Origin of the sequence: Syntrophothermus sp., assembly GCF_013314835.1 — a bacterium.
Classification (GTDB): domain Bacteria; phylum Bacillota; class Syntrophomonadia; order Syntrophomonadales; family Syntrophothermaceae; genus Syntrophothermus; species Syntrophothermus lipocalidus.
Genome location: NZ_JABUEX010000030.1, coordinates 1 through 26,409 on the forward strand (window position 1 = coordinate 1; position 26,409 = coordinate 26,409).

The 26,409-nt window shown below is 52.3% G+C and carries 25 protein-coding genes and 1 tRNA gene; 19 read left to right on the forward strand and 7 right to left on the reverse strand.

Annotation, left to right across the window (positions count from 1 at the left end; genetic code table 11):
* Positions 1–78 precede the first annotated feature (78 nt).
* Positions 79–153: transfer RNA gene (locus HPY90_RS09955), tRNA-Val, on the forward strand.
* A gap of 144 nt (positions 154–297) precedes the next feature.
* Here the strand turns inward: HPY90_RS09955 and HPY90_RS09960 are convergent.
* From HPY90_RS09960 to HPY90_RS09985, 6 genes are all read right to left on the reverse strand, one after another.
* Positions 298–1,458 (reverse strand): tyrosine-type recombinase/integrase, encoded by a 1,161-nt coding sequence (locus HPY90_RS09960; RefSeq protein ID WP_287194127.1) that lies wholly within the window; start codon positions 1,456–1,458, stop codon positions 298–300.
* Positions 1,459–1,486: 28 nt separating this feature from the next.
* Entirely contained in the window at positions 1,487–1,771 is a 285-nt protein-coding gene (locus HPY90_RS09965) for a type II toxin-antitoxin system RelE family toxin (protein WP_287194129.1), read from the reverse strand.
* 6 nt (positions 1,772–1,777) lie between these two features.
* Positions 1,778–2,011 carry a helix-turn-helix domain-containing protein gene (locus HPY90_RS09970; protein ID WP_287194131.1) on the reverse strand — a complete coding sequence of 78 codons (234 nt, stop codon included), beginning with the start codon at positions 2,009–2,011 and terminating at the stop codon, positions 1,778–1,780.
* A gap of 177 nt (positions 2,012–2,188) precedes the next feature.
* Positions 2,189–2,989: a hypothetical protein gene (locus HPY90_RS09975; protein ID WP_287194133.1), complete on the reverse strand. Its 801-nt coding sequence runs from the start codon at positions 2,987–2,989 to the stop codon at positions 2,189–2,191.
* 665 nt (positions 2,990–3,654) lie between these two features.
* The gene (locus tag HPY90_RS09980; RefSeq protein WP_287194134.1) at positions 3,655–5,022 is read right to left on the reverse strand and encodes an S-layer homology domain-containing protein; all 1,368 of its coding nucleotides are present in this window, start codon (positions 5,020–5,022) and stop codon (positions 3,655–3,657) included.
* A gap of 34 nt (positions 5,023–5,056) precedes the next feature.
* Positions 5,057–5,569 (reverse strand): hypothetical protein, encoded by a 513-nt coding sequence (locus tag HPY90_RS09985; RefSeq protein ID WP_287194135.1) that lies wholly within the window; start codon positions 5,567–5,569, stop codon positions 5,057–5,059.
* Between the two features lie 341 nt (positions 5,570–5,910).
* Here HPY90_RS09985 and HPY90_RS09990 point away from each other — a divergent pair, with 341 nt between their 5' ends.
* On the forward strand, positions 5,911–6,270 hold the full coding sequence (locus HPY90_RS09990) for a helix-turn-helix domain-containing protein (RefSeq protein WP_287194137.1): 360 nt from the start codon (positions 5,911–5,913) through the stop codon (positions 6,268–6,270).
* A 260-nt stretch (positions 6,271–6,530) separates the two neighbouring features.
* Here the strand turns inward: HPY90_RS09990 and HPY90_RS09995 are convergent, their stop codons facing one another.
* A complete protein-coding gene (locus HPY90_RS09995) occupies positions 6,531–6,749 on the reverse strand; it encodes a helix-turn-helix transcriptional regulator (RefSeq protein WP_287194138.1) in 219 nt (72 codons plus the stop codon).
* A 142-nt stretch (positions 6,750–6,891) separates the two neighbouring features.
* Between HPY90_RS09995 and HPY90_RS10000 the strand changes: the two genes are divergently transcribed.
* The 17 genes from HPY90_RS10000 to HPY90_RS16345 all read left to right on the forward strand — a co-directional run bounded on the left by HPY90_RS10000 (position 6,892) and on the right by HPY90_RS16345 (position 25,849).
* Complete coding sequence (locus HPY90_RS10000; protein ID WP_287194140.1) at positions 6,892–7,236, forward strand: helix-turn-helix domain-containing protein; 345 nt, start codon at positions 6,892–6,894, stop codon at positions 7,234–7,236.
* Between the two features lie 1,044 nt (positions 7,237–8,280).
* Positions 8,281–9,015, forward strand: coding sequence for a FadR/GntR family transcriptional regulator (locus HPY90_RS10005; RefSeq protein ID WP_287194142.1), 735 nt, complete (start codon positions 8,281–8,283; stop codon positions 9,013–9,015).
* Positions 9,016–9,193: 178 nt separating this feature from the next.
* Complete coding sequence (locus HPY90_RS10010) at positions 9,194–10,159, forward strand: C-terminal binding protein (protein ID WP_287194143.1); 966 nt, start codon at positions 9,194–9,196, stop codon at positions 10,157–10,159.
* Between the two features lie 54 nt (positions 10,160–10,213).
* On the forward strand, positions 10,214–11,440 hold the full coding sequence (locus HPY90_RS10015; protein WP_287194144.1) for a LeuA family protein: 1,227 nt from the start codon (positions 10,214–10,216) through the stop codon (positions 11,438–11,440).
* 256 nt (positions 11,441–11,696) lie between these two features.
* Positions 11,697–12,296 (forward strand): sodium:solute symporter family transporter, encoded by a 600-nt coding sequence (locus HPY90_RS10020; RefSeq protein WP_287194146.1) that lies wholly within the window; start codon positions 11,697–11,699, stop codon positions 12,294–12,296.
* Between the two features lie 335 nt (positions 12,297–12,631).
* A complete protein-coding gene (locus tag HPY90_RS10025; RefSeq protein WP_287194147.1) occupies positions 12,632–13,861 on the forward strand; it encodes an IS110 family RNA-guided transposase in 1,230 nt (409 codons plus the stop codon).
* A 185-nt stretch (positions 13,862–14,046) separates the two neighbouring features.
* Positions 14,047–14,862, forward strand: coding sequence for an SLC5/6 family protein (locus HPY90_RS10030; protein WP_287194149.1), 816 nt, complete (start codon positions 14,047–14,049; stop codon positions 14,860–14,862).
* 196 nt (positions 14,863–15,058) lie between these two features.
* Positions 15,059–15,544, forward strand: a complete 486-nt coding sequence (locus tag HPY90_RS10035; protein WP_287194151.1) for a hypothetical protein — start codon at positions 15,059–15,061, stop codon at positions 15,542–15,544.
* A gap of 71 nt (positions 15,545–15,615) precedes the next feature.
* Positions 15,616–16,608 (forward strand): ketol-acid reductoisomerase, encoded by a 993-nt coding sequence (gene ilvC / locus HPY90_RS10040; RefSeq protein WP_287194153.1) that lies wholly within the window; start codon positions 15,616–15,618, stop codon positions 16,606–16,608.
* A 427-nt stretch (positions 16,609–17,035) separates the two neighbouring features.
* Entirely contained in the window at positions 17,036–18,292 is a 1,257-nt protein-coding gene (locus tag HPY90_RS10045; protein ID WP_287194155.1) for a M24 family metallopeptidase, read from the forward strand.
* Positions 18,293–18,651: 359 nt separating this feature from the next.
* Positions 18,652–19,788 carry a zinc-dependent alcohol dehydrogenase gene (locus tag HPY90_RS10050; RefSeq protein WP_287194156.1) on the forward strand — a complete coding sequence of 379 codons (1,137 nt, stop codon included), beginning with the start codon at positions 18,652–18,654 and terminating at the stop codon, positions 19,786–19,788.
* Positions 19,789–20,456: 668 nt separating this feature from the next.
* Positions 20,457–21,344, forward strand: a complete 888-nt coding sequence (locus tag HPY90_RS10055; protein ID WP_287194158.1) for an FAD binding domain-containing protein — start codon at positions 20,457–20,459, stop codon at positions 21,342–21,344.
* Entirely contained in the window at positions 21,337–21,828 is a 492-nt protein-coding gene (locus tag HPY90_RS10060) for a (2Fe-2S)-binding protein (RefSeq protein WP_287194160.1), read from the forward strand. The genes HPY90_RS10055 and HPY90_RS10060 overlap by 8 nt, the downstream gene beginning before the upstream one ends.
* Positions 21,815–23,080 carry a xanthine dehydrogenase family protein molybdopterin-binding subunit gene (locus HPY90_RS16140; protein WP_353733652.1) on the forward strand — a complete coding sequence of 422 codons (1,266 nt, stop codon included), beginning with the start codon at positions 21,815–21,817 and terminating at the stop codon, positions 23,078–23,080. The genes HPY90_RS10060 and HPY90_RS16140 overlap by 14 nt, the downstream gene beginning before the upstream one ends.
* A complete protein-coding gene (locus HPY90_RS16145) occupies positions 23,077–24,078 on the forward strand; it encodes a xanthine dehydrogenase family protein molybdopterin-binding subunit (RefSeq protein WP_353733653.1) in 1,002 nt (333 codons plus the stop codon). The genes HPY90_RS16140 and HPY90_RS16145 overlap by 4 nt, the downstream gene beginning before the upstream one ends.
* Before the next feature lies 1 nt (position 24,079).
* The gene (locus tag HPY90_RS10075; protein ID WP_287194161.1) at positions 24,080–25,363 is read left to right on the forward strand and encodes an MFS transporter; all 1,284 of its coding nucleotides are present in this window, start codon (positions 24,080–24,082) and stop codon (positions 25,361–25,363) included.
* 360 nt (positions 25,364–25,723) lie between these two features.
* The gene (locus HPY90_RS16345; protein WP_502707204.1) at positions 25,724–25,849 is read left to right on the forward strand and encodes a DUF8806 domain-containing protein; all 126 of its coding nucleotides are present in this window, start codon (positions 25,724–25,726) and stop codon (positions 25,847–25,849) included.
* Positions 25,850–26,409 lie beyond the last annotated feature (560 nt).

A 26,409-nucleotide genomic window follows, 5' to 3' on the forward strand; every position in this document is an offset into this window, starting at 1 on the left:
CCCATAGCTCAACGGCAGAGCAGCCGGCTCATAACCGGTAGGTTCCTGGTTCGAATCCGGGTGGGCCCACCATATCAGGGGCGCGTAGCTCAGTGGGAGAGCGCTTGACTCACATTCAAGAGGTCGGAGGTTCAATCCCTCCCGCGCCCACCAGGAAAATCAAGGCCTCCCGGGATCGGGCAGTACTGCAAAGAGTAAATTCTACTGCAACCGTACTGCAACCGGGCCGGGAGGAGGGGTAAAATTTAACCGCCAGGTAATCCCTGGCGGTTCGTATCCGGTTTCGAGAGCCCTCCGTCAGGCGGAGGGTGTTTTCTTTGGTGTTAACATGCCGTCGAGCTTGGCCACGGCATCCCGTTTCAGTTTCGGTGATACATGAGCATAAGTATCGGCAGTAACGGCTATCCTGCTGTGCCCTAACAGTTCTTGCACCACCTTAAGATCCTCACCGAGTTCCAGGAGACGAGTAGCATAGGTATGGCGTAAGGCATGAAGGTTTACGTCTTCTCCTAAACCTGCCTTCTTTCTCAATTCGTAAAACTTGCGGTTGAAGTTCCTGGGATTTATGGGGGTGCCTATCTCCGTACAGAAAACTAGACCGTTGTCTTGATAGGAAGGGCCAGCAAGAAGTTTTTCTTTTGCCTGCCGTGCCTTGTGAGCTTTAAGAGCTAATACCACATCCCTGGGTAGAGGAATTACCCGCCTGGCCTTTTCCGTTTTGGGTTCCTGGTAAATGGCTTTACCTTTTACGGGCGTTAATTGCTGGCGCACACGGATGGTGGCCTCCTCAAGGTCAACGTCCTGCCACTTAAGGCCTAGGAGTTCACCGCGACGCATACCTGTCCCCAACAAAACCTTAAAGGCCACGCCCAGTCGGTCTTGTTCTAAAACCTCTAGGAACCGCTGCTGTTCCTCTAACGTTAGCGCCCGTATCTCTCGTTTCTTAAGGGCGGGTAGCTTGGTGGCCTCGCTCACGTTCCTTACCACAAGGCCATTTTCTTTCGCCTGGTTCAACGCACAGTGGATCACGTGGTGGATGTAGCGCACCGTCCTCGCAGAAAGTCCGGCTTTGAGCTTCTCATTGTAGAGATGCTGGAGGTGCTCTGGACGTAAGTCTCTGAGAGCCAGGTGGCCGATTGCAGGCTTTAGGTGGCAGCGTACCATGACCTCGTAGCTTTCCCAGGTGGTTGGCCGTAGGTCCAGCCTCTTATAATCGTTAAGCCAGATATCAAGCCACTCTCCCACGGTCAGCCTGCTCGGCTCCATAAAGGTTCCCTGCTTCACATCGTTTAATGCCCTAGCCAGCTTTTCGGCCACCTCCTGCCTAGTCTTCCCGTAGAAGGTTACCCGCTTGGGCTTACCCGTGTCGGGATCCCTCCCTACGGTGATCTGGGCGCACCAGGTGCCGTCCTTACGGCGGTAAATTGTGCCCTCGTTATTACCCCTCTTTTTTCCCATGTTTACCTCCTCCCCGAAATAATATCCTTCACTCACGCAATATTCGACTTAGCCGCTCATAAAAACCTTCTCTGGGCCCTACTAGAATAACCAAAACCACCTTATCCTCCGGCTTAAGGGTATATACTATCCGGTACTCACCTCCCGGCGTGGTCACGGCCAGAGACCGCAAACCCTTATGTCCACGTAAGATTTTCCCTTTAGTGGGATGCTGGCTTAGCTCGGCAAAACCTCTCTCTACAGCTTCCCTGATGTTTGGCTCAAGCTTTTCCAGGATTTTGACTACCCTTCTTGTGCCGTGTACCTCCCACATACCTGGCTACTCCCTGGGCCATAGTCTTACGGTCTGCCCGCTCCTATACTCCTTTTCGGCTTCCTCGGCCAGAAGATCTAGATCCGCAGCGTGAAACCAGTCGAGAAGCTCTTCCTTGGAGAACCGCCACTGGTTGCCAATCTTGTGGGCGGGTATCCTCCCTTTCTTGGCATACTTCCGCAGGGTATATTCGCTTATCTTAAGCATCTTGGCTGCCTCTTTGGCTGTGAGTATTTCCAAAGGGATCACCTCCAGCAATATTTTAGTTTATATCGCTCGTGTTAGCAATATAAACTTATATATAGCTTGCCGTTTACACGTTCTTTCACAACACCTTTTTCGTTAGGATATTAATAGGGCCAGGAGTTTTTCCTGACCCTTAAATAGTACCTGTCAAACCATATCGTTGACCGTCACTCATTTTAGTTTCGACCACCAGTCCCATTCATGAGCTAATCCGAATGCTCCGTATTCACGGACGGGAGTATAGATGTCATAGTACATCTTCTTGGGCGCATAGTATATTCCAGCTCCTATACTGCTGGGTCTGATAAAGCCGGGGGCTGAACCCACAATCGCACTAATAAACTGGTCGATAAACAGTGGATGTCCCTCTGTGTAAACGGTGGCTTCTATAGGAACAGGCTTGTCCTGGCAATATACAAGTACCCATGCATGTTCTCTACCGCTGCCTGGATCCCAAGGGGAGGGCCCAGTGGCAATAACGGCAAGAAAACCTGCATCAGTAACTATCTGCCACAGCATGGCAGAGGCATTGCTACAGTCGAAGTAGTCTTCCCTATACCTGGGAAATTTGCGGGTTATTCCTACATTAAGCAACTCTTTAAGAGCCTTGCTGGTCTGTTTATATCGCCTTCCATCGTCGGAAATACCCTCTCTCTTATATCCTGGTACTGTATAGTCTTTCCCAAAGTACCCCACCAAAAGACTATGTGGATCTAGAGGAACACCAGCAGCCGGATCAACTAGCGATATAACTTTACTTACAGTCTCTTCTCCCCTAACAGCAGTTACCTTTATGCTTCTAACCGGCCTCCGGGGCGCGCCTATCATACGAAAAAACGTCCCATCCTCCTTAGGGGCAATCAGAATGGTGTCAGGGAAATCCATATCCCGGTTCCCATCATAGCCAACCTCAACCCTTATCTTGGCATCTGGATCAGTAACACCCGATAAGTGCACTCCTTCAGCCTTCACCACCTCTCCATCCTTCGGAGAGTACAAGTCTAGCCTAGGTGGCAACGGCCTAGTAGGAACAGGCAAACCCGCAACGGGCAGGGTCTGCCCCTGCCGTACGGGTTGCAGCGGTTGGTACTGCTGCGCCCGGGCCGGATCCGAATACCCCGGTGGGGTGTATGGCTGTGCTACCCTTTGGAGTGCCGACCCCACCTGCCAGAGGAGGCTCCCGAATACTCCCGGGGCTACGGTACCAACTACAATAGCCACAAGTATCGTAACCGACAGCAAAAAGATCGCAAGATAACGCATACCCCTCCCCTCTCCATACCAAGCCTATGTAAGCTTCGGACCATAAAGACAAAGGTTATTTTGTAGCAAGAGGGACAACCAAACCCTCGGTAGCCTTCGACAACACGTTTCTTTTCTCCTTCTCCGGTGGATCGGGTTCATCAGGAGCGTCAAACATCTCCTGCCCGCAATACGGGCAATACCATGGCCGAATGGTTGTGGCACTAAACGAAAGTTCATTACACACTGGGCAACGCTTCCCTCGCACTTTTTTCCTCCTTCCTTGATTAACTGTAAAATTACGGTAAAAGTAAGAGGGGCCATCTTATGGCCCCCCGCCTATTAGATCGGGGAAGAACCGGGCACCCCAGTCTCTTCCCTTACCTCCGCTTCGCTCATATCTTCCCCAGGCTGGCAAGCATACGCCTTACCATCACTATAGCTTCAGCACGGGTAGCCTTACCTTGAGGTACGAGGCTCACGGGGGTACGGCCCCGTATAATACCTTCCTTCACTACAGCAGCCACGCCCTCCCTGGCCCAGGGACTTACCTCACTGGCATCGGTAAAGCGAGCCAGGATCTTTTCCACTTCGCCAGCCACTGCTATCTTTTTCCCGGCCCGGACCATAGCCCGCTGGATCATACAGGCAATTTCTTCCCTGGTAATAGGAGCCATTGGCCGGAAGGTTCCGTCCGGGTACCCACTGATGAGTTCCGCTTCCCGGGCCGTCTCCACGGCGCCAAAATACCACTCGGAAGGGCTGATATCCCGGAAGTGGCTTTCCATTGGCTTCTTTTCTTCTATGCCCAGGGCCCGGAGTAAGAAGGCAGCAAACTCGGCCCGGGTTACCTGGGCGTCAGGAGCGAACCTGTCCTGGCCTATACCACGAGCTATCCCCAGGGCTGCCAGCGCCTCGATGTCCGCTTGGGCCCAGTGGCCTTGGATATCGGCAAAGGTCTTTGGCGGTACCTTCTCCAGCACGGCGTACTTGCTGAGGCGGTTCGTCTCAAAGACGATAGCCCCCGCCTGGGCATCGTAGGTGCCACCCAGGGCTACCCAGGTATTGGTAGCTTCATCGTAGCGGTGGGCGTCAAGTTTGCCTGCAGCCGCGGCCTCTTTGGCCTCCTCCGGCACCGGCAGGCTTACCCGAATGGCCGATCCAAACCGCTTGACCACCTGCTTGGTCCCATCCTGGGCTACCGTCATGGCGTTAAGCTCAAACACGTCACCGACCAGTCGTAAGCCTGAGGCGTTAACTGCCCCGGCCACCAGGCGTTTCGCCTCTTCAGTGGCCAGCTTAACCGCTGCTACCTCGACCTGGACCGCCTCTACCCCTGCCAGTGCCTTTACTGCTGCCGGAGGCAGGGTAAACTTTACTTCGGATATCGAGAGGACCACAGGCTTCTCAGCCTGGCTCACCTTTTGTAACTGTGTCACGGTGAGGGCCAAGACCTTTTCTCCGGCGGACACGGCAAGCGCCACCACTCCCGTTTCCTTGGCCTCCTCCAGAGCTTGAGCCAGGGCCTCGTCGCTCACCGGGGTGGCTGCGCCAGGAGGAATAACCGGAGTTGGTGAAGAAACTCCTCCCCCTCCGCCGCCTCCAGTGCTGGGCGGTGACGTAACATGTACTTCGCCCTGTAAAACGTTAGAAATTGGTACACCAGTAGGGGAAGGGGGCTGGCCGGCTTTCGCCGTTCCAGCCAGAACCCCCATAGCGAGAATGACTAGGCAGGTAACTATTAAGCCTGCGCGTTTAGGCATTTATTGTCCCCCTTAACCATTTGGCTATTTCGCTTTATGGGAGTTGGACGGCGTAGATTTTATACGTGTAAGTACCAGCTTTCTTAAACGTCACGGAGAATTCTGCCTTAAGGATTCCTCCGCCTGGGAAGGTGAAACCGTTATTCCTGTCTCCCCAGTAGAAGAAGCGGCCTGTACTATCGTAGCCAAGGTCATAAGTCTGTCTCGTTTGTAGGTCTGTCCCTTTTATCAACACGTCATCCGGGGTGGCAGATGCACCGTTTCTGGTTATCTCGACAATGTAAAGAACTTTTGCAATTTCCCCTCCCTGGTTCTCCGCCGTAACGCCAATAGTGTATTCTGTACCGAGCCAGACTGGCACCCAGGCTTGTTCCGGTGCTTGGCCATTAGTCCAACTTAGCTTGATTTGCCCCGCTCCTACGTTCAGGGTACCTGCCAGTCCACCGTCGGCGGTTATTGAGGAATCTCCTACTTGCGCCCACGCCGTCGAGGCCACACCAAGGACGAACACTAGGGTAATTAGCAGGACAATAACCTTCTTGGTCATCAGCTCTTCCTCCTTCTTGTCGGTTTTTAGGGTTTTGTATAGTTCTGGTTTGATTCTGGCTTACTAGTTGGAATACTTTTTCCCCTTCCCGTAAATCCCCCCTTACCCAAGACAAGTCCTAGAGTAAAGAAAAGCCTTTATACCCCGATGCCTTAACCCCTCCTTTCTGCTATGCACTGCAGTTTAAGACTTATAGGCCAATAATAATGACAAATAGTCTTATTCGGCAGACTTATAGACTATTCCTTCCTGCCTACAGGTCTAAGAAAATAAAAATTGAGTAGCCACCATATACTGAGCCTAGGCAGTTTAACCTACACCAGAACAAAGCAGGTGAGAATGTGAGCGAGAAGCAGCGAAGACTAGGGGCTCGTTTACGGGCGTTACGGCAATTTCGGGGAATGACCCAAGAGCAGTTAGCCGAACATGCCGATCTCCATCCGACCTATGTGGCAAAAATTGAAGCGGGTATGCGCCTCCCAAGCCTTGAAGCGTTGGAACGCCTTGCCGCCGCCCTTCGCGTTTCTGTAGCCTCCATCGTAAGAGCCATGGATGAAGAGGAAGGTGCGATTTCTGAAGAAGACTTTATCGTAGAGGTAAAGGAATTACTCAAGGATTGTAGTGAAGGCCAAAGAGACTTTCTGTGGAGCTTTATTCAATTGCTAAAACGCTATGAAATCTCACTGCCGCCCACCAAGTAGTCCGCAAACCAGTTAAGGCGCATATCGTCCAGGCCTTGGAAGCGTGGACCGATTGCCTCGTCACAGTCTTTGCTCCCCACCTGCTGGGAAAGGTGCGTGGAACCTTCTTTGGTTTCTAGTGGTTTCTAGTGGTGTAACGTAGCTAGAACCCTCAATTCCTGCCTGCTGTAAGCCCTCTCTGCCGTTTGGTATTTCTGGACTGCCTAATCCCACCCCGTTTCTCACCCCCTTATGTCCTGCCTCTATCTCTAAAGGAAAGCCTATGCGCAGCAGTTCCTTTTCGCCGAGGGTGAAGCCGCGAAAAGTTCTTCCACTGGCCGACCCAGGGCCGCGGCCAGGCGTATAGCGACTTCCAGGGATGGGCTCTTCCGCCCTTGCTCAATATTAGCGTAGGCAGAGCGGGAAAGCCCCACTCGGGCGGCCAAAGCTGCCTGGGTAAGACCAGCGGCTAGGCGTGCCTGCTTAAGAACGCTACTCATGGCTAGCATCTCCTGGCAGTTTCTTATGAAAACATTATACGTTTTTTTGAGAAACTTGTCAATAATAAAATGGGGTGAGAAAATGTTTCTGGGGGAAACAATAATTGAAGGCCAATATTAAATTAAAGAGGTTGCTTCGGGGATGCTGGATATTGGGACCAACTTACGCTACTGGCGGCTCCAGCGCCGCTTTACTCAGGAAGACCTAGCCCGGATGGTAGGCGTGGAACGGTCCACTGTAGCCAACTGGGAACGCGGGAGCAAGCAGCCATCTTTGGAAAATGTGGTCAGGTTGAGTCAGGCGCTCGGGGTTTCCCTAGAAGCACTTGTTCTAGGGCGCCAGAAATTGACTGACAAACCGTTCGTTAGGTGCTGGAGCGAGGACGACCCGCTGGTGCAGGAACTGGCCCGGCGTTCCGGCGTCCCGGGCCGGGCTATCGCTGCCTTCATCACTGCCATGCAAGCGTCGCAAGAGGTGGGAAAGTAAAGCCCGAGAAAATATTCTCGGCTTACTTTTTCGTAAAAATTCAGGTTACCACTATAAAGTATGTAACAAAAAAATTTTTCCGTGCCAGGTATGGCATGGTGGAATTTTTTTACTATACCCAAAACCTCCTATTATCATCCCGCCGCATTTACGCCTTCTTCTTGACGAGGCTAGGGCCCTTACTCCAGAACAGGCCGAAATATTAGCTCGCTTTCTGGCAACTCTCAAGCAAAGGGAGAGCTAATGTGTGCTTGTTTATTTCCTCGATGTCTTTGGTATAAAACTATAGCCTCTCTTAGGAAGGAAAATTCCATGATGTATTGAATATTGAAAAATGGTAATAGCCACCTCTTATCGCTACATGAACTAGTAAGAGGCAAGATGTAGCTTAGCATGGCTACTTAGGGTTTCAGGCATTCGTCAAAGAACTCCCGGGGGAGGGCATTTTCGCTGTAAGGCACCTTTTTTCCTCAGGAAGACCCTTGTACAGCCTGCTGGTATAAAAAGGCAGGAGTCGTGATTTATCCTTCGAGTGCCGAAGAAGCTTGTCCTGGTGCCGCTGCCTTTCCCAGGTCGCCTCAATGGTCATCCGCTCCTTTCAGCAGCTTTTGGAACTTCACAGAAGACAGCTTCGCCAGGCTCCCTCCTTTTCCTACAGGGCAGGAATGCAGTCTTCGCCTGGCATTCCCAAAGCGTGGAACCTGCCGGAGGCGCTCAAGCCGGGAATAGTCAACACCCGGCCGTCAGGAATCCAACTGGAAGTGCTGTCGACGCTTCTCTAAAAATTTTTCGTGTCCTCGGGGAAGATGGGGAGGAGATCGATGAAGGGCGGCGAATAATATATTAATGTCAGACATTCATACTTAAGGACAAAAAATTTTATTTGCCAGCAGGAATTTCCGGGGAAAAGACGAATATATTAAATAAGAGTGTCAGACATTCATACATTACTTTGATAAACCACTTCGCTCTGGTTAGAGTCACCGCACCGCCATCGCTAAAGGCGTGGCATAATCTCAGAGCCAGGAACGATGTGATGAGCGAATGGACATCCGACCTGTAAAGCGTACTACGCTACCCGATAAGATAGCTGAAGACATAAAAGGCATAATACTTGAAGGCCGCCTGAAGCCGGGGGACAAGCTACCTACAGAAAGGGAACTGGCGGAGCAATTTAACGTTGGGCGTACTACCATTCGTGAAGCCCTCAAGGCCCTGGCGGCGATGGGCCTGATCACTAGAACGAGGGAAGGTACGATAGTAAATACTGACGTCCTGTCCTTCGTCAGGGATCCTCTTATACGCAAACTTATCCTGGAACATATAACCATTAAAGAGCTTTTTGAAGCCCGAAGGCTTTTAGAGGTGCAGTTAGCCGGCCTGGCTGCCGAGCGGGCGAGCGACGAAGATTTGGAGGAGATTGGGCGAGCCTTAAAAGAGATGCAGGAGGAGCTAAAGGTTCCGCAAAAGTTTATCAACTCGGATATTGCCTTTCACGAAGCCATAGCTAAAGCGGCGAAGAATAAGGTGTTAGTGGAGCTATTCATCGCGGTTAGAGGCCTGCTCTGGGCGGCCCAAGTAGCCGTGGTCATGTACTCCCCTGGAGTGATGGAAAGGTCCCTGGACTATCATACACGCATTTATGGAGCCATCAAAGACCGGCGCAAGGATGAAGCGGCTACGATTATGGAGAAACATGTAAGCGACGTGGAGAACAGTCTAAGCGGCGTACAAGTGGTAGACGAGAGCGTCATTTGGAAATGGCACGAGTGGAAATAGGGGGTAGGCTATACGCGGGTACAAATTGGGAGAATTTATGGTCTGACAATAAGACAATGTCCAAAGCAAAACTCTATATCGGTTACCGCAAACAGACGCGGGACGACCGCTACCCAATAATATATCTCGGCTGTACCCTTAAGCCAGAGCAACTCTATCCCAGAAAGGAAGGAAAAAGATGAATAACAGCTTCAAAGTAGTTATCACCGACTATGTTTCCGAAGATATAATGTGGGAAAAGGAAAAGCTGGGCCAGATAAATGCGGTGCTCGTCGGGCCTACCGGAAACAAGAGGGACGACATACTGGAAGCGGCCCGGGATGCCGACGCCATCATCGTCTGTTTTGCCGAGATCACGGGGGAAATTATAGGAGCCTTGAGCAAGTGCAAGATTATAGCCCGGACGGGCATAGGAGTAAATAACATCGACGTGGAGGCCGCTACCCGAAAGGGCATCGTGGTAACCAATGTGCCCGATTATTGTGTAGAAGAGGTCTCCGACCACACCTTGGCGCTGCTGTTAGCCCTGGTGCGGAAGATCCCCATGCTGGACCGCCATGTAAAACAGGGGCGGTGGACTTTTAGCGAGTTCCGCCCCATGCCCAGATTACGTGGCAAAGTATTGGGATTAATTGGATTTGGGAAGATAAGCAGAGAATTCGCTAGAAAGGCAATGGTGTTAGGTTTCGAAATAATAGCTTATGATCCCTACCTCCCTCCAGAGGTATTTGCCCAGTACGGAGTAAAATCCGCCGGGTTGGAGGAGATTATAACTACGGCAGATTTCATCTCCCTTCACGTTCCCCTGACCCCGGAAACCCGACATCTTCTGGGCGAAAAAGAGCTTAAAGCCATGAAACGGACGGCCTACCTCGTGAACAGCTCCAGAGGGGGCTTGATCGACGAGGAGGCCCTATATAAAGCGCTAAAGGAGGGATGGATTGCCGGAGCCGCCCTGGATGTCTTGGAAAGAGAAGAAACGGAGGTAAAAACACCCCTGCTCACACTAGACAACGTGATAATAACACCTCATAGCGCCTATTACTCAGAGGAATCTGTGGCCGAACTCAGGAGTAAGGTGGTGGAGGAAGTAATAAGCGTGCTCACGGGAAAGGCCCCCAGATATCCCGTGAACCGGCTTTAGACTTCCTAAACGCCGAATCCTGGGTCAATAGCAGGATGAAGGAGGAAGTGGCTGATGAGCACGCCTTGGAAGACGGACAAATGGTTTACCAGCCCGTGGAACTACTTTGAGGACGTAATTGCGGGGCTCGAGTTTCCGAAAAACATTCAGTTGCACGACGTTTCTCTGCGCGACGGCGAGCAGCAGGCGGGCTTGATATTTAGCGCTGAGGAAAAGGTGAGAATAGCCGAAGCTCTAGCCGAGGTGGGAGTTCACCGCATTGAGGCCGGGATGCCGGCGGTATCCAAGGAAGACGAGAGGGCGATAAAGGAGATAGTCAAGCGCAATCTGGGTCCCAAGATTTTCGCCTTCGCCCGCTGTATGGTGGACGATATAAAAAGGGCTGTAGATTGCGGGGTAGACGGCGTGGTAGTAGAGATACCGTCCAGCGAGCACATGATAGAGCATGCCTACAAGTGGACGCTGAGCAAAGCTATCGACCTGTCGGTCAAGGCTACCAACTACGCCAAAGAGTGCAACCTGTACACCGTGTTTTTCCCCATCGACGCCACCCGGGCGGATATAAACTGGTGCTTAGATCTGCTCAATAAAGTGGCTGAAGAGGGCCACATGGACGCCCTGGCGGTAGTAGACACCTTTGGAGGGCTTTCGCCCAACGCCGTTGGGACAGTGATCCGGAAAATCAAGAGACATATAAACAAGCCCATAGAGGTCCACTTTCACGACGACTTTGGACTGGCTGCTGCCAACACAGTACTGGCCCTTGCGGCGGGAGCTGAGGTGGCCCATACCACCATCACCGGCATAGGAGAGCGAGCGGGCAACGCGGCCTATGAGGATGTGGCCATGACGCTTCTTACCATGTACAACATCGACCTGGGCCTAAAATATGATAAGATTTACGAGACCTCCAAGCTTTTAAGGGAGATAAGCGGCATACAGGTACCCCAGAACAGGGCCATCGTGGGTGACATGATCTACAAGATAGAATCCGGCATTATCGCCAGCTGGTACCGGAACTGTGGTCGAGAACTGCCTCTGGAGCTCTTCCCCATGAGGTGGGACCTTATGGGCCACAAGGCTCCGGAGATTGTCCTGGGCAAAAACAGCGGTACTGATTCCGTACTCCATTGGCTGGAGAAGCTCGGCCTTTCGGCCACGGACGAGCAGGTTAATGAGCTGGTGCAGGCTGTAAAGGACGAGGCCTATATCAAACATCGCCTGCTTACCCCTGAGGAATTCGAAGCGCTGGCACGCAGGATCCTAGAGCAGGGTAAGTAGGCGGTAAAGACTATTTTTCCTTCCCAGGGGGTACCGATATGGGGTACCCCTAGGAAGGAAAACTATTACGCATTGCAGTAGCCGTTGGATGGAGGTTTGGCCAATCGTCGGGTTAGGAGGTGTACGAGGGATGATAAGCTCCAAAATATAACAGCAGCAAAGTGAAGTTCAAGTTGCAGGCAGTGGTCTGTGTATGAGAACGAAGTGCAAGTCTCAGGGCTAAATAGAATTTCCTAAAAAGGGGGAAAAAGGTGGAATGTCAGCCTACATAGGATTGATAATCGCCTTTATATATCTTATTGCCATGATCGCCATAGGCATCGTGGCCATGAGGTGGATCAAGTCTGGTGCGGACTTCCTGGTTTCAGGGCGTGAGGTAGGCTGGTTCGTTATAGCGTCTAGCCTGGCCGCCTGTCAGGTTGCTGGGACAACAGTAGCGGGATACCCGGGAACGGCGTACAACAACGGGTGGGGAGCCGTATGGGGAGCATGGGGATGGAGTATCAGTATATTGATATTTGGCTTGCTTTTAGCACGTTTCATCCGGCGCACCGGAGCGGTAACCCTTGTCGAGTGGTTCGAAGCTTCCTTCGGCACCGAAACGCGAGTGGTTGTGGCCATAGCGACTATAATCGCTCTACTATTTGGCGGTATGGCGCAGTTTGTGGGTTCTGCTAATATCGTAGCTGGATGGCTGCGAATGGATTACACTACTGCAGTGCTAATAATCGGTATTGCAACCCTTATCTACATGTACACCGGTGGTAACTGGGCGACTGTAGTGACGGATGCCTACCAGTTCATCATATGTGCTGTGGCCCTGTATGTGCTTTTACCTGCGTTCCTCCTTGTATGATATGACCAACGGGTAAATTTCCAGTTGGTCATATATTTTTGGCTCAAAAATGTTTGACCTTTGGGGTATCCTTTGGGACAATCACGGTAGAACCGAAGACGGGGCAGTTCGGTTCCTCCTGCACTTCCCAAGTGCTTCGAGAGACTGCTCCCCGGCCCTGACGGCAACCGCTTACGCGCGGGTTGCACGACCTTTAGAGGCTCTCCCTTCAGCAAGGAGCTACGCACCAGTCTCTTAAGGTTCAGTGCTCATCAGCAAGGTTGCTGTTACGTCAGGTTCCCAGGGATACCCCAATCTTGGTTCGCTATTCCTCCAGGAAAGGAGGTGATATGGTTATGGCTAAAACTCTTTTCGTCGGTGTCGATATAGGGTCTGATACCAATGTGGTCCGCATCCTCGACGATGCCGGCGAAGAAGTCTGCGGGTTCAGCGTTTCCAACGACCTCCCGGGAACTGAAAACTTGGTGGAAAAGGTTGTGGCTAAAGCAGTCTCTCTTAATGCCACTAAGATTAAGATTGGCATGGAAGCCACTAACCTTTATTGGTGGCACCTTTCCCAGGCTTTGCATGAAGCCCCTGAACTCTCCGCCTTTGAGGCGGAAGTAGCGGTGATTAACCCCAAGGTAATTGACGGTTTTAAGCGTATCTACCCGGATATAGCTAAAACCGACGCCTTGGATGCCCGGGTTATCGCTGATTGCTTGAGGTTTGGACGAGTACGGCCAACACCTCCTCCTGATATGACCTATGCTCCTTTGCAACGGCTAACCCGGTTTCGCTATCACCTGGTCAGTAACCTCACTCGGGAGAAGAATAGAGCCCTCAATCTCATATTCCTTAAGTTTTCCACCTACCAGAAGGAGTGCCCCTTCTCCGATATATTCGGGCAAGCCTCCCGGGCCGTCGTCGGTAACCTGACACCCGACGAAATCGCTATTATGCCGGTGGAAGAACTGGTTGACCTTATGCTCCAGCACGGCAATAAGCGCTTAAAAGATGTCCCGGAGATGGCCAGAGTTATTAAACAGGCGGCCCGCAATTCCTACCGTTTAAACCCCAAAATGCGGGAGGCTGTGGATATTACCCTGGCTATGTCCCTGGAGACCATCCGGTTCTTTGAAAGCCAGCAGAAGAAAATTGACCAGGTCATTGCCCATGAGCTAAAAGCTATTCCCCAAACACTAGACACTGTTCCTGGTATAGGGCCGGTTTATGCCGCCGGTATAGTAGCTGAAATAGGTGACATCTCCAGGTTTAAAAACCACAATGCCCTTGCTAAGTTCGCGGGCTTGACCTGGCGGCAGCATCAGTCCGGTAAGTTCACCGCCGAGGATATACCCCTCTCCAGGTCCGGTAATTATTACTTACGGTACTACCTCATTGAAGCGGCTAATTCCGTCCGGGTGCGGGAGCCGGAATATGCCGAGTTCTACCGTAAGAAATTTACCGAGGCTAGGCACCATAATCATAAGCGCGCTTTGGTCTTAACTGCCCGTAAACTAGTGCGCATGGTCTTCACCTTGCTGAGTGAGGGCCAAATTTACCGTCAAAGGAGGTTGGGTTAAACACCCCTTTCAAGCTCACTTTTACTGTTTGTGCTGGCAATTATTGTCTCAATTCGCTGGCCCGATTACCTATTGCCTTTTTCCCGTCTTGACCTAATAAAATTTCCATTTCAGGGTCTTGACATTTTACCGCGGGTCTCATCAAGTTTGGAGGTCTTAGCTTTCTAACTAGCGGTCCAAACCCTGTGCCAGCTCAAATGCTCGACTTCCCCTTTGGGACCATCAAGAAGGCAGATCTCCTGCTTAACTCCGTACCGGGCCTGATAGCCATGAACAGCGGATTCATCCTAGCGAATTCCTATTACTGGGTAAAGGCAGCAAGTGCCCGCTCTGAGAAGGTGGCTGTTAACTCGGCAATTATAGCGGCGCTATTTATACTGCCTTTTGGTATCGTTTCAGCCCTTGCGGGTATGTATGTTAGGGCCGCTGTTCCGGGGATAAAAGTGACCGACCAGGTATTTGGTGTACTGCTTCAGAACATGCATCCCCTGCTCGCCGTAATTATGATCATGGCGATACTGGCTGCTACCCAATCTACCGCAAACAACATAGTGATGGGAAACGCCACGGTCATAGCTCGCGACATTATCTGCCGCATCTGGCCAAACGCGGATGTGGTAAAGGTTTCCCGATGGGCCACGGTTGCTGTAAGCCTAATATCTATAGCAATGGCCATCTGGTTTAAGAAAGGTGCCCTTTACGGGCTGGCCCTGATGTCGACATTTATTGTACCGGCCCTTCCCCCGCTGCTCGGAACCTTGATCTGTCCCAAGTGGGTGAAGAAGGAAGGGGTTCTGCTCGGAGTCGGAGCGGCAATAGTAGTGGGGCTGTACTGGCATTTCGGTACGAACCTCTGGGCCACTAAGATGCACACTATGTACGTTACCTTCCTCGTGTCGGCTGTGGTCATGATAGTTGTCTCAGCACTAGTGGCAGTTACGGGACCCTGGTGGAAAACTAAGAGGGAGGTGCAATACCTAGAGCTTACCCTCAGAGGCTAACGGTCTTGATAGAGCGGGCTATGTGGCTGAAGGTTGAACAGATGGTGTGGGGGCAAAGCCCCGGCCAGCCGAGGAGACGCCGGGGCCGCCCTGCTCAAGATTGTAACAATGAATATGAGAGTAGCCAGATAAGCCGAGTAGGGCTTATCCTAACTGGCCAAACGACGAATTGCATACTGAGAGGGGAGGAAAACAGATGGCTAGAGGCAGCCTGAATGCGGAAGAAAAGCAGGTACTAAAGCTTATCGCCTCGGGGCACGATACCCTGTGCAACGTTGTGGACTATATGGGCTGGATTGTACCTGAAGCGGTTATCGTCATCGACCGACTGGAAATGGAAGGGTATATACGACGAGCCGGGAGCTTCGGAAGTGAGTACCTGCGGTTTGTCCTTACGGAGAAGGGATACCAGGTGATAGAGGAGCTACCGGAGACGGAGAAGGAGTTTATCTATAAGTACGGCTTAAGCAAAGAGGACGTGGATATACTGAAGGCGGCATCCGAGCTTGGGCGTGCACAGAGTGACAATGAACATCTGACAGCTAAGACCGGTTATTCGGGTATGCAGGTCGTTGCTTCCATAGAAAACCTAGAGAAGAAGGGCTATCTGCGCCAGTTTGGCTGGGTAAGGCGGCGAGTTGCCGTTACACCTCAGGGAGAGAAGATGATAAAGGCAGGTTAGCAATTTGGCAGCCCTTAGCAAATCTATAACCTTCGAAAGGAGGGAACCGGTTACTGGCGTAACCGGACATTATGGCTAAGATATACTACGACGCTGACGCAGATCTGGGTATACTTGCAGGCAAGAAGGTTGCTGTACTGGGGTACGGAAGCCAGGGGCATGCCTGGGCCCAAAATCTCCGGGACAGCGGCGTGGAAGTTATAGTTGGACTGTACGAGGGTAGCAAGTCCTGGGCGCAGGCCGAGCGTGATGGGTTTAAAGTGGCAACCGTGGCGGACGCGGTAAAGCAGGCGGACATTGTGGTTATGCTCCTTCCGGACAACGTCCAGCCTGAGGTCTTCGCTACCGAGGTGGAACCTGCACTAACTAAGGACAAGGTATTGGTGTTCGCCCACGGCTTCAACGTGGTCTACCACCAGGTAGTGCCGCCTGAAGATATAGACGTCATCATGGTGGCCCCTAAGAGCCCTGGACACCTGGTGCGGCGGATGTTTGTGGAGGGAAAAGGCGTACCGGGGCTTCTGGCAGTACACGCCGATGTTAGCGGACGGGCTAAAGAGGTGGGCTTGGCCCTTGCCAAAGGTATAGGGTGCACCCGAGCGGGGGTAATCGAGACTACCTTCCGTGAGGAGACCGAGACTGACCTATTCGGAGAGCAGGTTGTGCTATGCGGTGGTGTTAACCACCTGATAACTGCGAGCTTCGAGACCCTAGTGGAAGCAGGCTACCAGCCAGAGATCGCCTATTTCGAATGCCTGAACGAGCTAAAACTGCTGATCGACCTGGTATACGAGGGCGGCATCAAGTGGATGCGGTACTCTATAAGCGATACGGCCGAATACGGAGATTACACCCGGGGTCCCAGGGTAATTGATGACCACGTGCGCCAGAACATGAAGAAAATACTAGAAGAGGTGCGGAACGGTACCTTTGCTCAGGAATGGATCCTGGAAAACAAGGCCGGCCGCCCGAAGTATTACGCTCTGAAGAGGCAGGCGGAAGAACACCTCATAGAGAAGGTCGGCGAAGAGCTAAGGAAGATGATGCCCTGGCTGAAGAGGTAGTTAAGGCTAAGATATTTAGAAGCTCATCTGTGAGCTGCGACGGTGGTATCCTAGGAGAAGTAAAAGGGATTAGTCTATGCCCCTCCAACGAGGAGCGTAGAGATAGTGGGGTACAAAAAGCATGCGGGAAAGGCCGCCCGCAAAGAAGCGATGCGCTCGCGCAAGACAGGAAAGGCAGGGCCATCCCTCGGAGGGGACGGCGGGAAGTGAAAAGGGCTATGCTCTAAACTGCGTGTTCTGGGCCCCGAAAAAGAAGGCATAAGGCCCCAAAAAGGCGAAACAAAAGTAGAGAAGAAAGAAAAAAATAGAGGGCCCTGTTAAACAAACAAAACCCATACAGGCGTTTCCGCTGACCTCTTTACCTGTCTTTTGCTTACGGCTAACCATTACTTTAATTTAACAACCTAAAAAAGGAGGATGAAGTAATATGGATCTCAGCTTCATTAAGAGACCTCACGAGTATGAGCCGCGGAGGGTCTATAGCACTACGGCCACCGATTGGCAGGAGCGGGTAAACTTTGACCGCTTGAGAGCCGATCGCCTGGCACGGGCTAAAGAGCAGATGGAAAAGCACGACCTGGGTGCTCTGGTGCTCTTCGTGGGCGAGAACATCCGCTACGTAACCGGCGTTTACCAGGGTAACTGGAAGAACAACATATTTATACGCTACTGCGTCTTACCGCGGGGAGCAGACCCGGTGCTTTTTGAAACCATAGGCTCAGATATGGAGTGCGCCAAGATCGATGCACCGTGGCTAAAAGGTCGGATCCGGCCGGCCATCACCTGGAAGTGGGCCGAAGGTGCCGAAGAGATGATGGCCCAGAGGATGGCCCAGAGCGTCCTTGAGGTCCTCAAAGAGCACGGCGTAGAGAAGGAAAGGATTGGTATAGATATCATGGACATGCGGGCCTATCAGGCCCTGACAGGTGTGGGCCTGAATATCGTAAACGCCTGGCCGGCCATGTCCGCTGCTCGAGTGATCAAGACGCCGGACGAAATAGAGCTGCTGAAAATCTCCAGCGCGTACGCTGATGCGGCCATGTGGAGAATAAAGCATGAGTGGCTCAAGCCCGGCGTAAAGGAGTCCTATATAGTGGCCAAGGTGAACGAATTCCTGTATGAAGAAGGCTTCGATTTCGTGTACGACATCATAGTAGCCTCGGGCGGCAACACCAGCCCCTACCGGCGTTGGCACACGGATAAGATAATTCGCCAGGGAGACTTGGTTATCGTGGACATAAATGCCGTGGGGCCAGGCGGCTATTTCGTGGATTACGTGCGCTGCTTCAAAGTGGCGGCCAAGCCCACCCCGCAGGAGAAGGACCTGTATAAAGAGTGCTATGAGTCCCTGTATGCGGCCATTGAGCAGTTTAAGCCCGGTAACACCACCAAAGATGTGGCCGAGAAGTTCCCCGTCTACGACGACGATAAGTACGGCAGCGTGAGCCTGCAGCAGTTTGCTCACAGCATCGGCCTTTCCCTTTACGAGGGTATGTGGATCTCCCGGGCCTACTCCTTGCAGTATCCGGCGGAGATCAAGCAAAACATGTGCTTTGCCGTAGAGACCTTCGCCGGCAAACCCGGACTAACCCAGACGGTGCGTCTTGAGGAGAATCTGGTGGTTACCGACAAGGGTCCGCAGCTTCTCACCCTGTTCCCCTTCGAGGAAGACTTCCTGAGCTAGCGCTGGAGGTGTCTGAGGTAGCGAGGGCCACGGGCCTTCGCTACCTCTAAAGGCACCTGGGCTTTGGGGGTAAAAGTTGTGGTGTGTGGGCTACCAGAGAGAGTGAGGAACGGGTACCCACGGTAGTTGGGGCCAAGGTCCGCGGCGAAGGTTTCGATAGCGTGGCATCTTAAGCAAAGGACCACTGGGAAGGCGTAGGGAACTGTTGGCTAGGGTGCGCGGGGCCGGTCAGGAGATAGTAGTGCGAAGAGTGGGAATTTTGGGCTGGTCCCTGGCGGAGACCAATGTAGCCTCTAATGGTGCAGCTAGCTCTGTGCAGTAGCACATTTGAGGTCGGTGATAGGTGCTAGGCCAGCACCTTGGCATACTTGGCAGATTTTAAGATTTTAGAGGAGAAGAAGCTGGGGCTAAGTACGCCAGGAAAGTTCGGCCTGCTGCAGGGAGGGCGCCAAAAAAGTGATGCTAGGAGGAGAAAAGACATGAGGGCTGCGGTGTTAAGGACCCCCTATAACCTAAAAGTAGAAGAGGTTCCACGGCCGGAGGTTAAGCCCGGCTATGTGTTAGTGAACGTTAAATCGACGGCTATCTGTGGCACAGACGTAGGTATATACAAGGGCAAGATAGCTGCCTCGCTGCCTCGGATACTAGGCCACGAATCTACGGGGGAAGTAGTGGAGGTGGGTCCTGAGGTAACGGGGTTGAAGCCCGGAGACCGGGTTGTTCTTAATTCAGTTATCTTCTGCCGGCATTGCCCTTATTGCTATACCGGCCAGGTAAACCTTTGTGAGCACGGGGGCCTCATGGGTCGCGAGGTGGACGGTACCTTTGCTGATTATGTAGCCGTGCCGGACTTCAATGCCATCAAGATCCCCGACTGCATAAGCTATGAGGATGGTACGAGCCTCATAGCCCTGGCTACAGTGGTACGCTCGCAATCTAGGATCAAGATAACGCCCGGTGAGACGGTGGCCGTGCTGGGTCAGGGTGCCGCAGGTCTCCTGCAGACTAGATTGGCCGTGCTGGCCGGAGCGGATCCTGTTTTTGCCATCACCCGGAGCCAGTGGAAGTTGGATATTGCAGCCCGATTCGGGGCCCAGACCATAAACGCGCGTGACGTGGATCCTGTTGCCGCGGTTAAAGAGGCTACGGGTGGCCGCGGGGTAGATATAGTTATTGAGAGCGTAGGTAGCAGCGCCACCCTTCGCCAGGCCATGGAGATGGTACGACCAGGGGGCACAGTGGTGTTCTTTGGCATCGCCCCTGCAAGCTTGGACGATTTCTATGGCTATGCCATGTATTACAAAGAGTTAACCCTCATCGGCAGCCGGGGTATGACCCCGCGGGATTTTGAACTGGCAATAAAAGTGGTAGAGAGCGGCAAGATCGATCTGGCCCCCCTCATTTCTCACCGGTTTGACCTGAGCCAGGTTACTGAGGCCTTAGAACTTGTGGACAAAAACCCAGGAGAGGTTCTAAGGGTAGTGGTAAACATCTAAGGAATAGGGGGGCTAACCTCGGCCACAGAGGTCTATGCCCCAAGGCCCCTAGAAAACCTCCTCCTTGATGCAAAAAGATGAGCCTTAAAGGCTTCATGGTAAGAAGAGAAGTAAAAGCCAAGGAAGGCCGATCCTAAGGAGGTCACGGGAAAGGATATACCCAGGTGGCCAGAAGACGACCGAGGTTAGCAGAGGCACTTCGTTGCAGTACCTTTTGAGCCTTCATGCAGAGTGTGAAAGGGCCTATCTCCTAAGGAAGCCCCAGAAGGCTAGGGGCCACGGGCCGGGCGGCCCGAGATCTTGCCTTTAGTACGTAAGCCTACACGATAGCTTCCTGCAGCCAGAGGGCCTGTCAGGTGAGAAGTGTAAGCTACACTCAACTGGCTCCTGAGGAAGAAACCAGAAGAGCTGAGCTACAACGATGTGCTTGAACCGGGAAAAAGGTGGTCTATAAGGCCCATTCTGCAGGACACGCTCTACATCAGGGGTTATCCTGCCAGTTGGGCCTTTACTTTCCTGTGCTGATGGCTAGCCTACTTACTTAACAGAGCGCCTCCTAAAGCCCTTACCCTTCATACTCATGTACCTGCTAAAGGAACGGCTATGGCTGCCTTAAAGAGTTAGGGTATAGGGAGGAGAGAACAACTCCAGAAGGGGTGAAAAGGGACTTGAAACGCTTCCAATATCTTAAGCCCGCGACCCTGGAGGAAGCGTTAGAAGCGCTGGCCGAATATCCGTCGGGCCGGGCACGGGTGATAGCTGGAGGAACTGACCTGGTTCCGGCACTGCGTGCAAGCACGGTAGACGTAGATTGCCTGGTGGATATCCAGGGCTTAGGACTCGATGAGATTAGAGAGCTTGACGGGGAATTGCGGATCGGAGCTCTGGCGACTTTCAGCGCTATAGCTCAGAACAAGCTTATACGGACAAGGATACCTGTGCTGGCCCAGGCTGCGGTGGAGATCGGTGCAGTACAAACTAGGAACCTAGCCACCATCGGTGGCAATCTATGCTCAGCGGTTCCCTCGTTGGATTCCGCTCCTCCGCTGATGGTGCTGGAAGCCAAGCTATTTATCGTGTCCAAGGCGGGCGCACGTATGGTACCCATTGAGGAATTCTTCTTAGGCCCCCGACTCACTGTGCTGCGAAAGGACGAGATCCTTACGGAAATAAGGGTGCCATTAAAGAGCAACAATTTTGGAGCGAGCTTTATAAAGTTTGGCCGGCGGAAGGCCATGAGCTTGGCTATAGTGAACGTTGCGGCCGGGCTTATGCTAAATAACCAACAGGAGATTATCGAGGCGCGTATTGCTCTGGGAGCCGTGGCTCCCACTCCTATCCTGGCTTGCAAGGCCCAGGCCAGGTTGCTAGGACAAAAGCCTGCGCCAGAATTGTTTGCGGAGGTAGCCCAGATCGCAGCTGGGGAAACAGCCCCCATCACGGATTTGCGGGCTTCGGCTGAGTATCGTCGCCACCTGAGCGAGGTTCTAGTGAGGCGTGCGTTAGCTGCCGCCTGGCAGCAAGCAAACGGTGGGGGAGGTAGAGGGAGTGCCTGAGACAATTACTCTGACTGTAAACGGCCAAACCTACCAAGTGGACGTAGAACCGCATGCTTTACTGGTGGATGTTTTGCGGGATAAGCTTGGACTAACCGGGACCAAGAAAGGCTGCGGGACCGGTGAATGCGGTGCCTGTACGGTACTAATGGATGGACAACCCGTGAATTCCTGCCTGGTCCTCGCTGTGAGGGCACAGGGCAAGGAAATCATCACCATCGAGGGCTTGGGCGATCCGCAGAACCTTCACCCGTTGCAGAAAGCCTTTATCAAAAACGGAGCGGTGCAATGTGGTTTCTGCGCACCGGGAATGCTGCTATCAGCTAAAGCCCTGCTGGATCGAAATCCGCGTCCTTCAGAAAAGGAAATCCGTCAGGCTATTGCGGGTAATATCTGCCGCTGCAGCGGGTACGTAAAGATCGTTAAGGCTATCCAGGAAGCCGCCGCGGAACTGAGGGGGGAGGCCGCTCATGATGGAGTATAAGGTGATCGGCAAACGTCTGCCCAGACATGATGCCCTTTTACAGGTCACCGGCCGGGCTATTTACGGAGATGACGTTGTGCGGCCGGGGATGCTGTATGCTAAGGCTCTGCGAAGCAGTTACGCCCATGCCAAGATCCTACAAGTGGACACTTCAGCAGCAGAAAGGTTACCAGGTGTAAAGGCCGTGATCACTGCTAAGGATGTGCCTTTCAACAGGTTCGGCTTTACCCACCTGGATCAGCCTATTTTGGCCGATGATAAGGTTAGGTACCGTGGTGATGCCCTAGCGGTTGTGGCTGCAGAATGCTGGGAAGCCGCTGAAGAAGCCTTGGGACTGATAAAAGTTGACTATGAGCCCTTGCCCGCGGTCTTCGACCCCATAGAGGCCATGAAGCCCGAGGCGCCCAAAGTGCATGGGGATACGAACATAGTTGCCCACATCAAGATCCGCTATGGTGACGTCGAACAGGGCTGGCGGGAAGCCGATGAGATCATCGAGGAAACCTTGACCACGCAAATGGTCGAACATGCCCATATTGAACCCCATGCTGCTGTGGCAGAAGTTTCTCCTCAGGGAGAGATCACCGTATGGAGTAGTGTCCAGCGACCATTCTTGGTTGCTGCTGATCTGAGCAAGATATTGGGCCTACCTATGAATAAGATCCGAGTAATCTCTACTGCCGTGGGTGGTGGCTTTGGAGGTAAGAATGAGATTACTATGGAACCCTGGATATGCCTCCTGGCCATGAAAACCCGCAGGCCGGTAAAAATGGTCTACACCAGGGAGGAAGAGTTCCAAGCTACAACAGTACGCCACCCCTACATTACCAAGTATAAGACTGGAGTAAAAAGAGATGGTACGCTGGTGGCTCGCCAAGTAGAAATAATCAGCGATTGTGGAGCATACGTTTCGTGGGGATATTCTACCTTGACCAAAGCGTCAATTCATGCTGCAGGGCCTTACCGCATTCCCCACGTAAGAATCGATGCTTACTTGGTATATACAAACAACAACGTGGGCGGCGCGATGCGTGGCTTCGGCGTACCCCAATTGGGCTTCGCTTATGAGGTCCACACAGACACTATAGCGGCTGCTCTGGGGATGGACCCTATAGAGTTTCGCCTTAAGAACATCCTGGAAGATAATTCAGCTTTACCCACAGGACAGGTGTTAGAGATCGTCACCCTCAAGGAAACCATAAGACGGGCGATAGAGATCGCTGGATGGAGAAAGGAGGTAAACATTCCGTGAAAAAACGTGGCCGAGGCATAGCAACCATGTTTTATCCCATAGGTTTTACTTCCTACGCCAACCCGGGCGCAGCTTTTGTAAAAGTAAACCAGGATGGAACGGCGGTGGTATACACCGGTGCGGCGGATGTTGGACAGGGCTCCACTACGGTGCTGGCGCAGATTGCTGCTGAAGAATTGGGCATTCCCTACGAAAATGTCACCATGGTTACCAGCGACACCAAACTCACTCCCTTTGATCTGGGGACAGTTGCCAGCAGGGTAACCTATATCGTAGGTAACGCGGTCAAGAGGGCCGCTGCGGAAGCCAAACGCATCCTTTTGGAGGTAGCAGCTGAAGAACTGAAGGTGGACGTTGAAGGCCTAGAGGCCAGCGGTGGTGAGATATACGTAAAGGGATTTCCAGAGAAGAGAATAGCTATCAGCGAGGTGGCGCGAAAAGCGGAAGTCGGCAAGGGACGACCCCCAATAGGCTGTGGCAGTTTCAATCCGGTTACCACCTTCCTGGACCCCGAGACGGGGCACGGTAAGCCCTATGGTGCTTATGTTTTTGCCACCCAGATTGCAGAGGTTGAAGTGGACACTGAGACCGGCGAGGTCGAGGTGTTGAGAATAGTTGCTGTGCATGATTGCGGGAAGGCTATTAACCCTATGCTTGTGGAAGGGCAGGTCGAGGGTGGAGTGGCTATGGGTTTGGGCTATGCCCTTATGGAGGAGATGGTGTTAAAGGACGGGGAAGTGAAGAACCCCCAATTCACTGATTATATATTACCCACTGCCCTTGATGTGCCTGAGATACGGGTTAGTATAGTGGAAAGGCCGGAACCCACGGGTCCCTTTGGGGCGAAGGGTATTGGGGAACCCTCTCTTCTGCCCACAGCCCCAGCTATCGTCAACGCTATATATGATGCCGTTGGCGTCAGGATAAGGGACTTGCCTGTGACACCAGAGAAGGTCCTCAGAGCACTAAAAGCCCAGGATAAGGACGGAGTGAAATAGCTTGTCTCTTCCTAGCAGGAATAAGCTCACCTACCTACTCTGTGCAGCTATGACCGTAGAGGTGGCTAACACCTTCTTATTCGCCTACTTTTTGACCGTAATTGCCGGGGAATTAGGACTCAGCCGGGGGATCACAGCCCTTCTGGGTTATGCTCCCCTGGCCGTAGGTGTTTTGGGAGGTTACTTGGTAGGCCTTATTGCGGATCTCTTCGGTCGGAAAACAGGCCTGTTGCTCAGCTTATCTTTTTCCGGCCTAGGAGCTGTACTGACGGGCCTAAGCAGTCAGCCTTGGAGCTTAGTGCTGGCAAGATTGATTATCGGTCTGACCCTAGCTGGCACCTGGGCGTCCGCAGTTGTGTTAGGAAACGAATCAGTTCCTCAGAACTACCGTGGAAGGATCTCCTCTGCTGTTCAGGTTGGTTTCCCGTTGGGGAACCTCCTTTGTTCAGCCTTGCTCTCTCTACTTGGTCCCCGCTTTGGCTGGCATGGCTCTTTTATCGGATTGGGGCTCATAATATGGTTCTGTGTGCTGCTGCTTACCCTAAAGCTTGATGAATCTCCGCTGTGGCACTCAAAAAGCACAGGAGCCGACCGTGCACGTCTAGGGGAAATCTTCAACCCTCCTTACAGGCGTATTGTTTTCTTGGCGAGCTGCCTATCCTTGCTCGGCATGTTTAGCGGTTTTGCACTGCAAACCTCTGTTCCCAGGTTCTTTGAGACGATGGGTTTTTCAGGATCGAAGATTCCCCTATATACTGCGCTGGCCTGGGTGGCCGCCACCCTTGGTTATGCGTACTTCGGCCTGATTGCCGATCGGTATGGCGATGCAGTTACGCTCATAGGTTATATGTTGGGCGCTATAGCCTTTTCTATGTGTCTAGGGCTTGTACCACAACTGCTGATGGCGAAAGGAGATTGGGCTAGAGCTAAGATTTTAGCCATTCTTTTTACGGTTTTGATGATGTATACCACTGGTTTCTTTTCCGGTTATGGTTCAGTTTACTCGGCTCTTTTTCCCACGGATATCAGGACTAACGCCGTAGGTTTTGCCTTCAACTTTGGGCGCTTTGGGAATGCTTTAGCTCCCTTTGCCGTGGAGATGTTAGCCGAGCGCTTAGGGATAGGTTACGGCCTGATACTGGCTGCCCTACCCCTAGGCGTAGCAGCCATAATGGTGTGGCGACTCCAGCGGGCGAAGTTCATAACCTGGGAACGCATAAACTATAAGGAAGGTTCTTGGGGCCTTAGGACGAGGTACTCACAAAAAACTTATCCCGAGGAGTAGCTGGAGATATAAGTGGGGGACAGAGGTGAGCTCAAGAGGACATGGCCTAACCAGGTGTTCTAGGGAAGGAAACGCTAGAGGAAAAACTAGGGTCTTTGTTTTAGGCCTTCGGTGGGTGGAGTGGGCTTTCTAGATAGCTTAAGCAGGGACTAAAGATAAGGTCAGTCGCCCGCTGGATGTACAAGTACATCCGGGGGCCGGAGAGAAGGCTCATTAGTTCTAAATACGTTTTCCACTTAAGTGTCTTCTTGGATGTAAATCTTCTTAAAGACGATAAAGGACTCAAAAGCCTCAAGCCTAGCCATGCAGAGTGAGGGCTGAGGCAGAGGGGATGCGATTAAAAAAAGATAAGGTTAAAGGATAGCATTAGGTTATGTTCTGGCCTACGACCTCGCCAAGATATTTTGTGGAGAATATAAAGGTTACCGTTTTAAGAAAGGTACATCATCATTGAGGAAGAAGACATCCAGGAGCTGCTTGTTGTAGGCAAAGGGTACATTTACGTACTGGAATTGGGTCCCGAGGGACATGCGTGAAGATAAGGCTGCCATAAGACTGGCTTCCGGGCTGCAAGTTCTGGAGGGAAGAGTCTAACGGTAGGGGAGCCCAGCGAAGGCTGTGTCGACATTGCAGCTGAGTATTCCGGGCTTCTTAAGATTAATCTTTCAGGCCTTAAAGCAGTAAATCAGGTTCCTGATGTCATTCTACCTTGCCCGACAACTGTCTTGCCCAAGCAGGACACGTGGTGGCAGGTACTTGGCTTATTCCCCTGGTGACGAAGGAAAAATACACACCTAAGGTCGAGGAAATTCGTCGGGCAGTAGGAGGAGATTTTTTATTGGCACTTTATAGTAGTTGTGGTTATCTCGGAAACGAAGTATACAAGAGCCGAGAGAAAGGATGCTTTCGAGCCAGTAATTAGGAGCGATATGATGCAATACAGGTGCCAAGTGGCAAAGGAGCTCGTCGATGACACTCTGAATAAGGCGAGCCATCAGAGGGATGGTGGGCCAGGGCCTTGACCTGGTTCTGACAGCCGGAGGGAT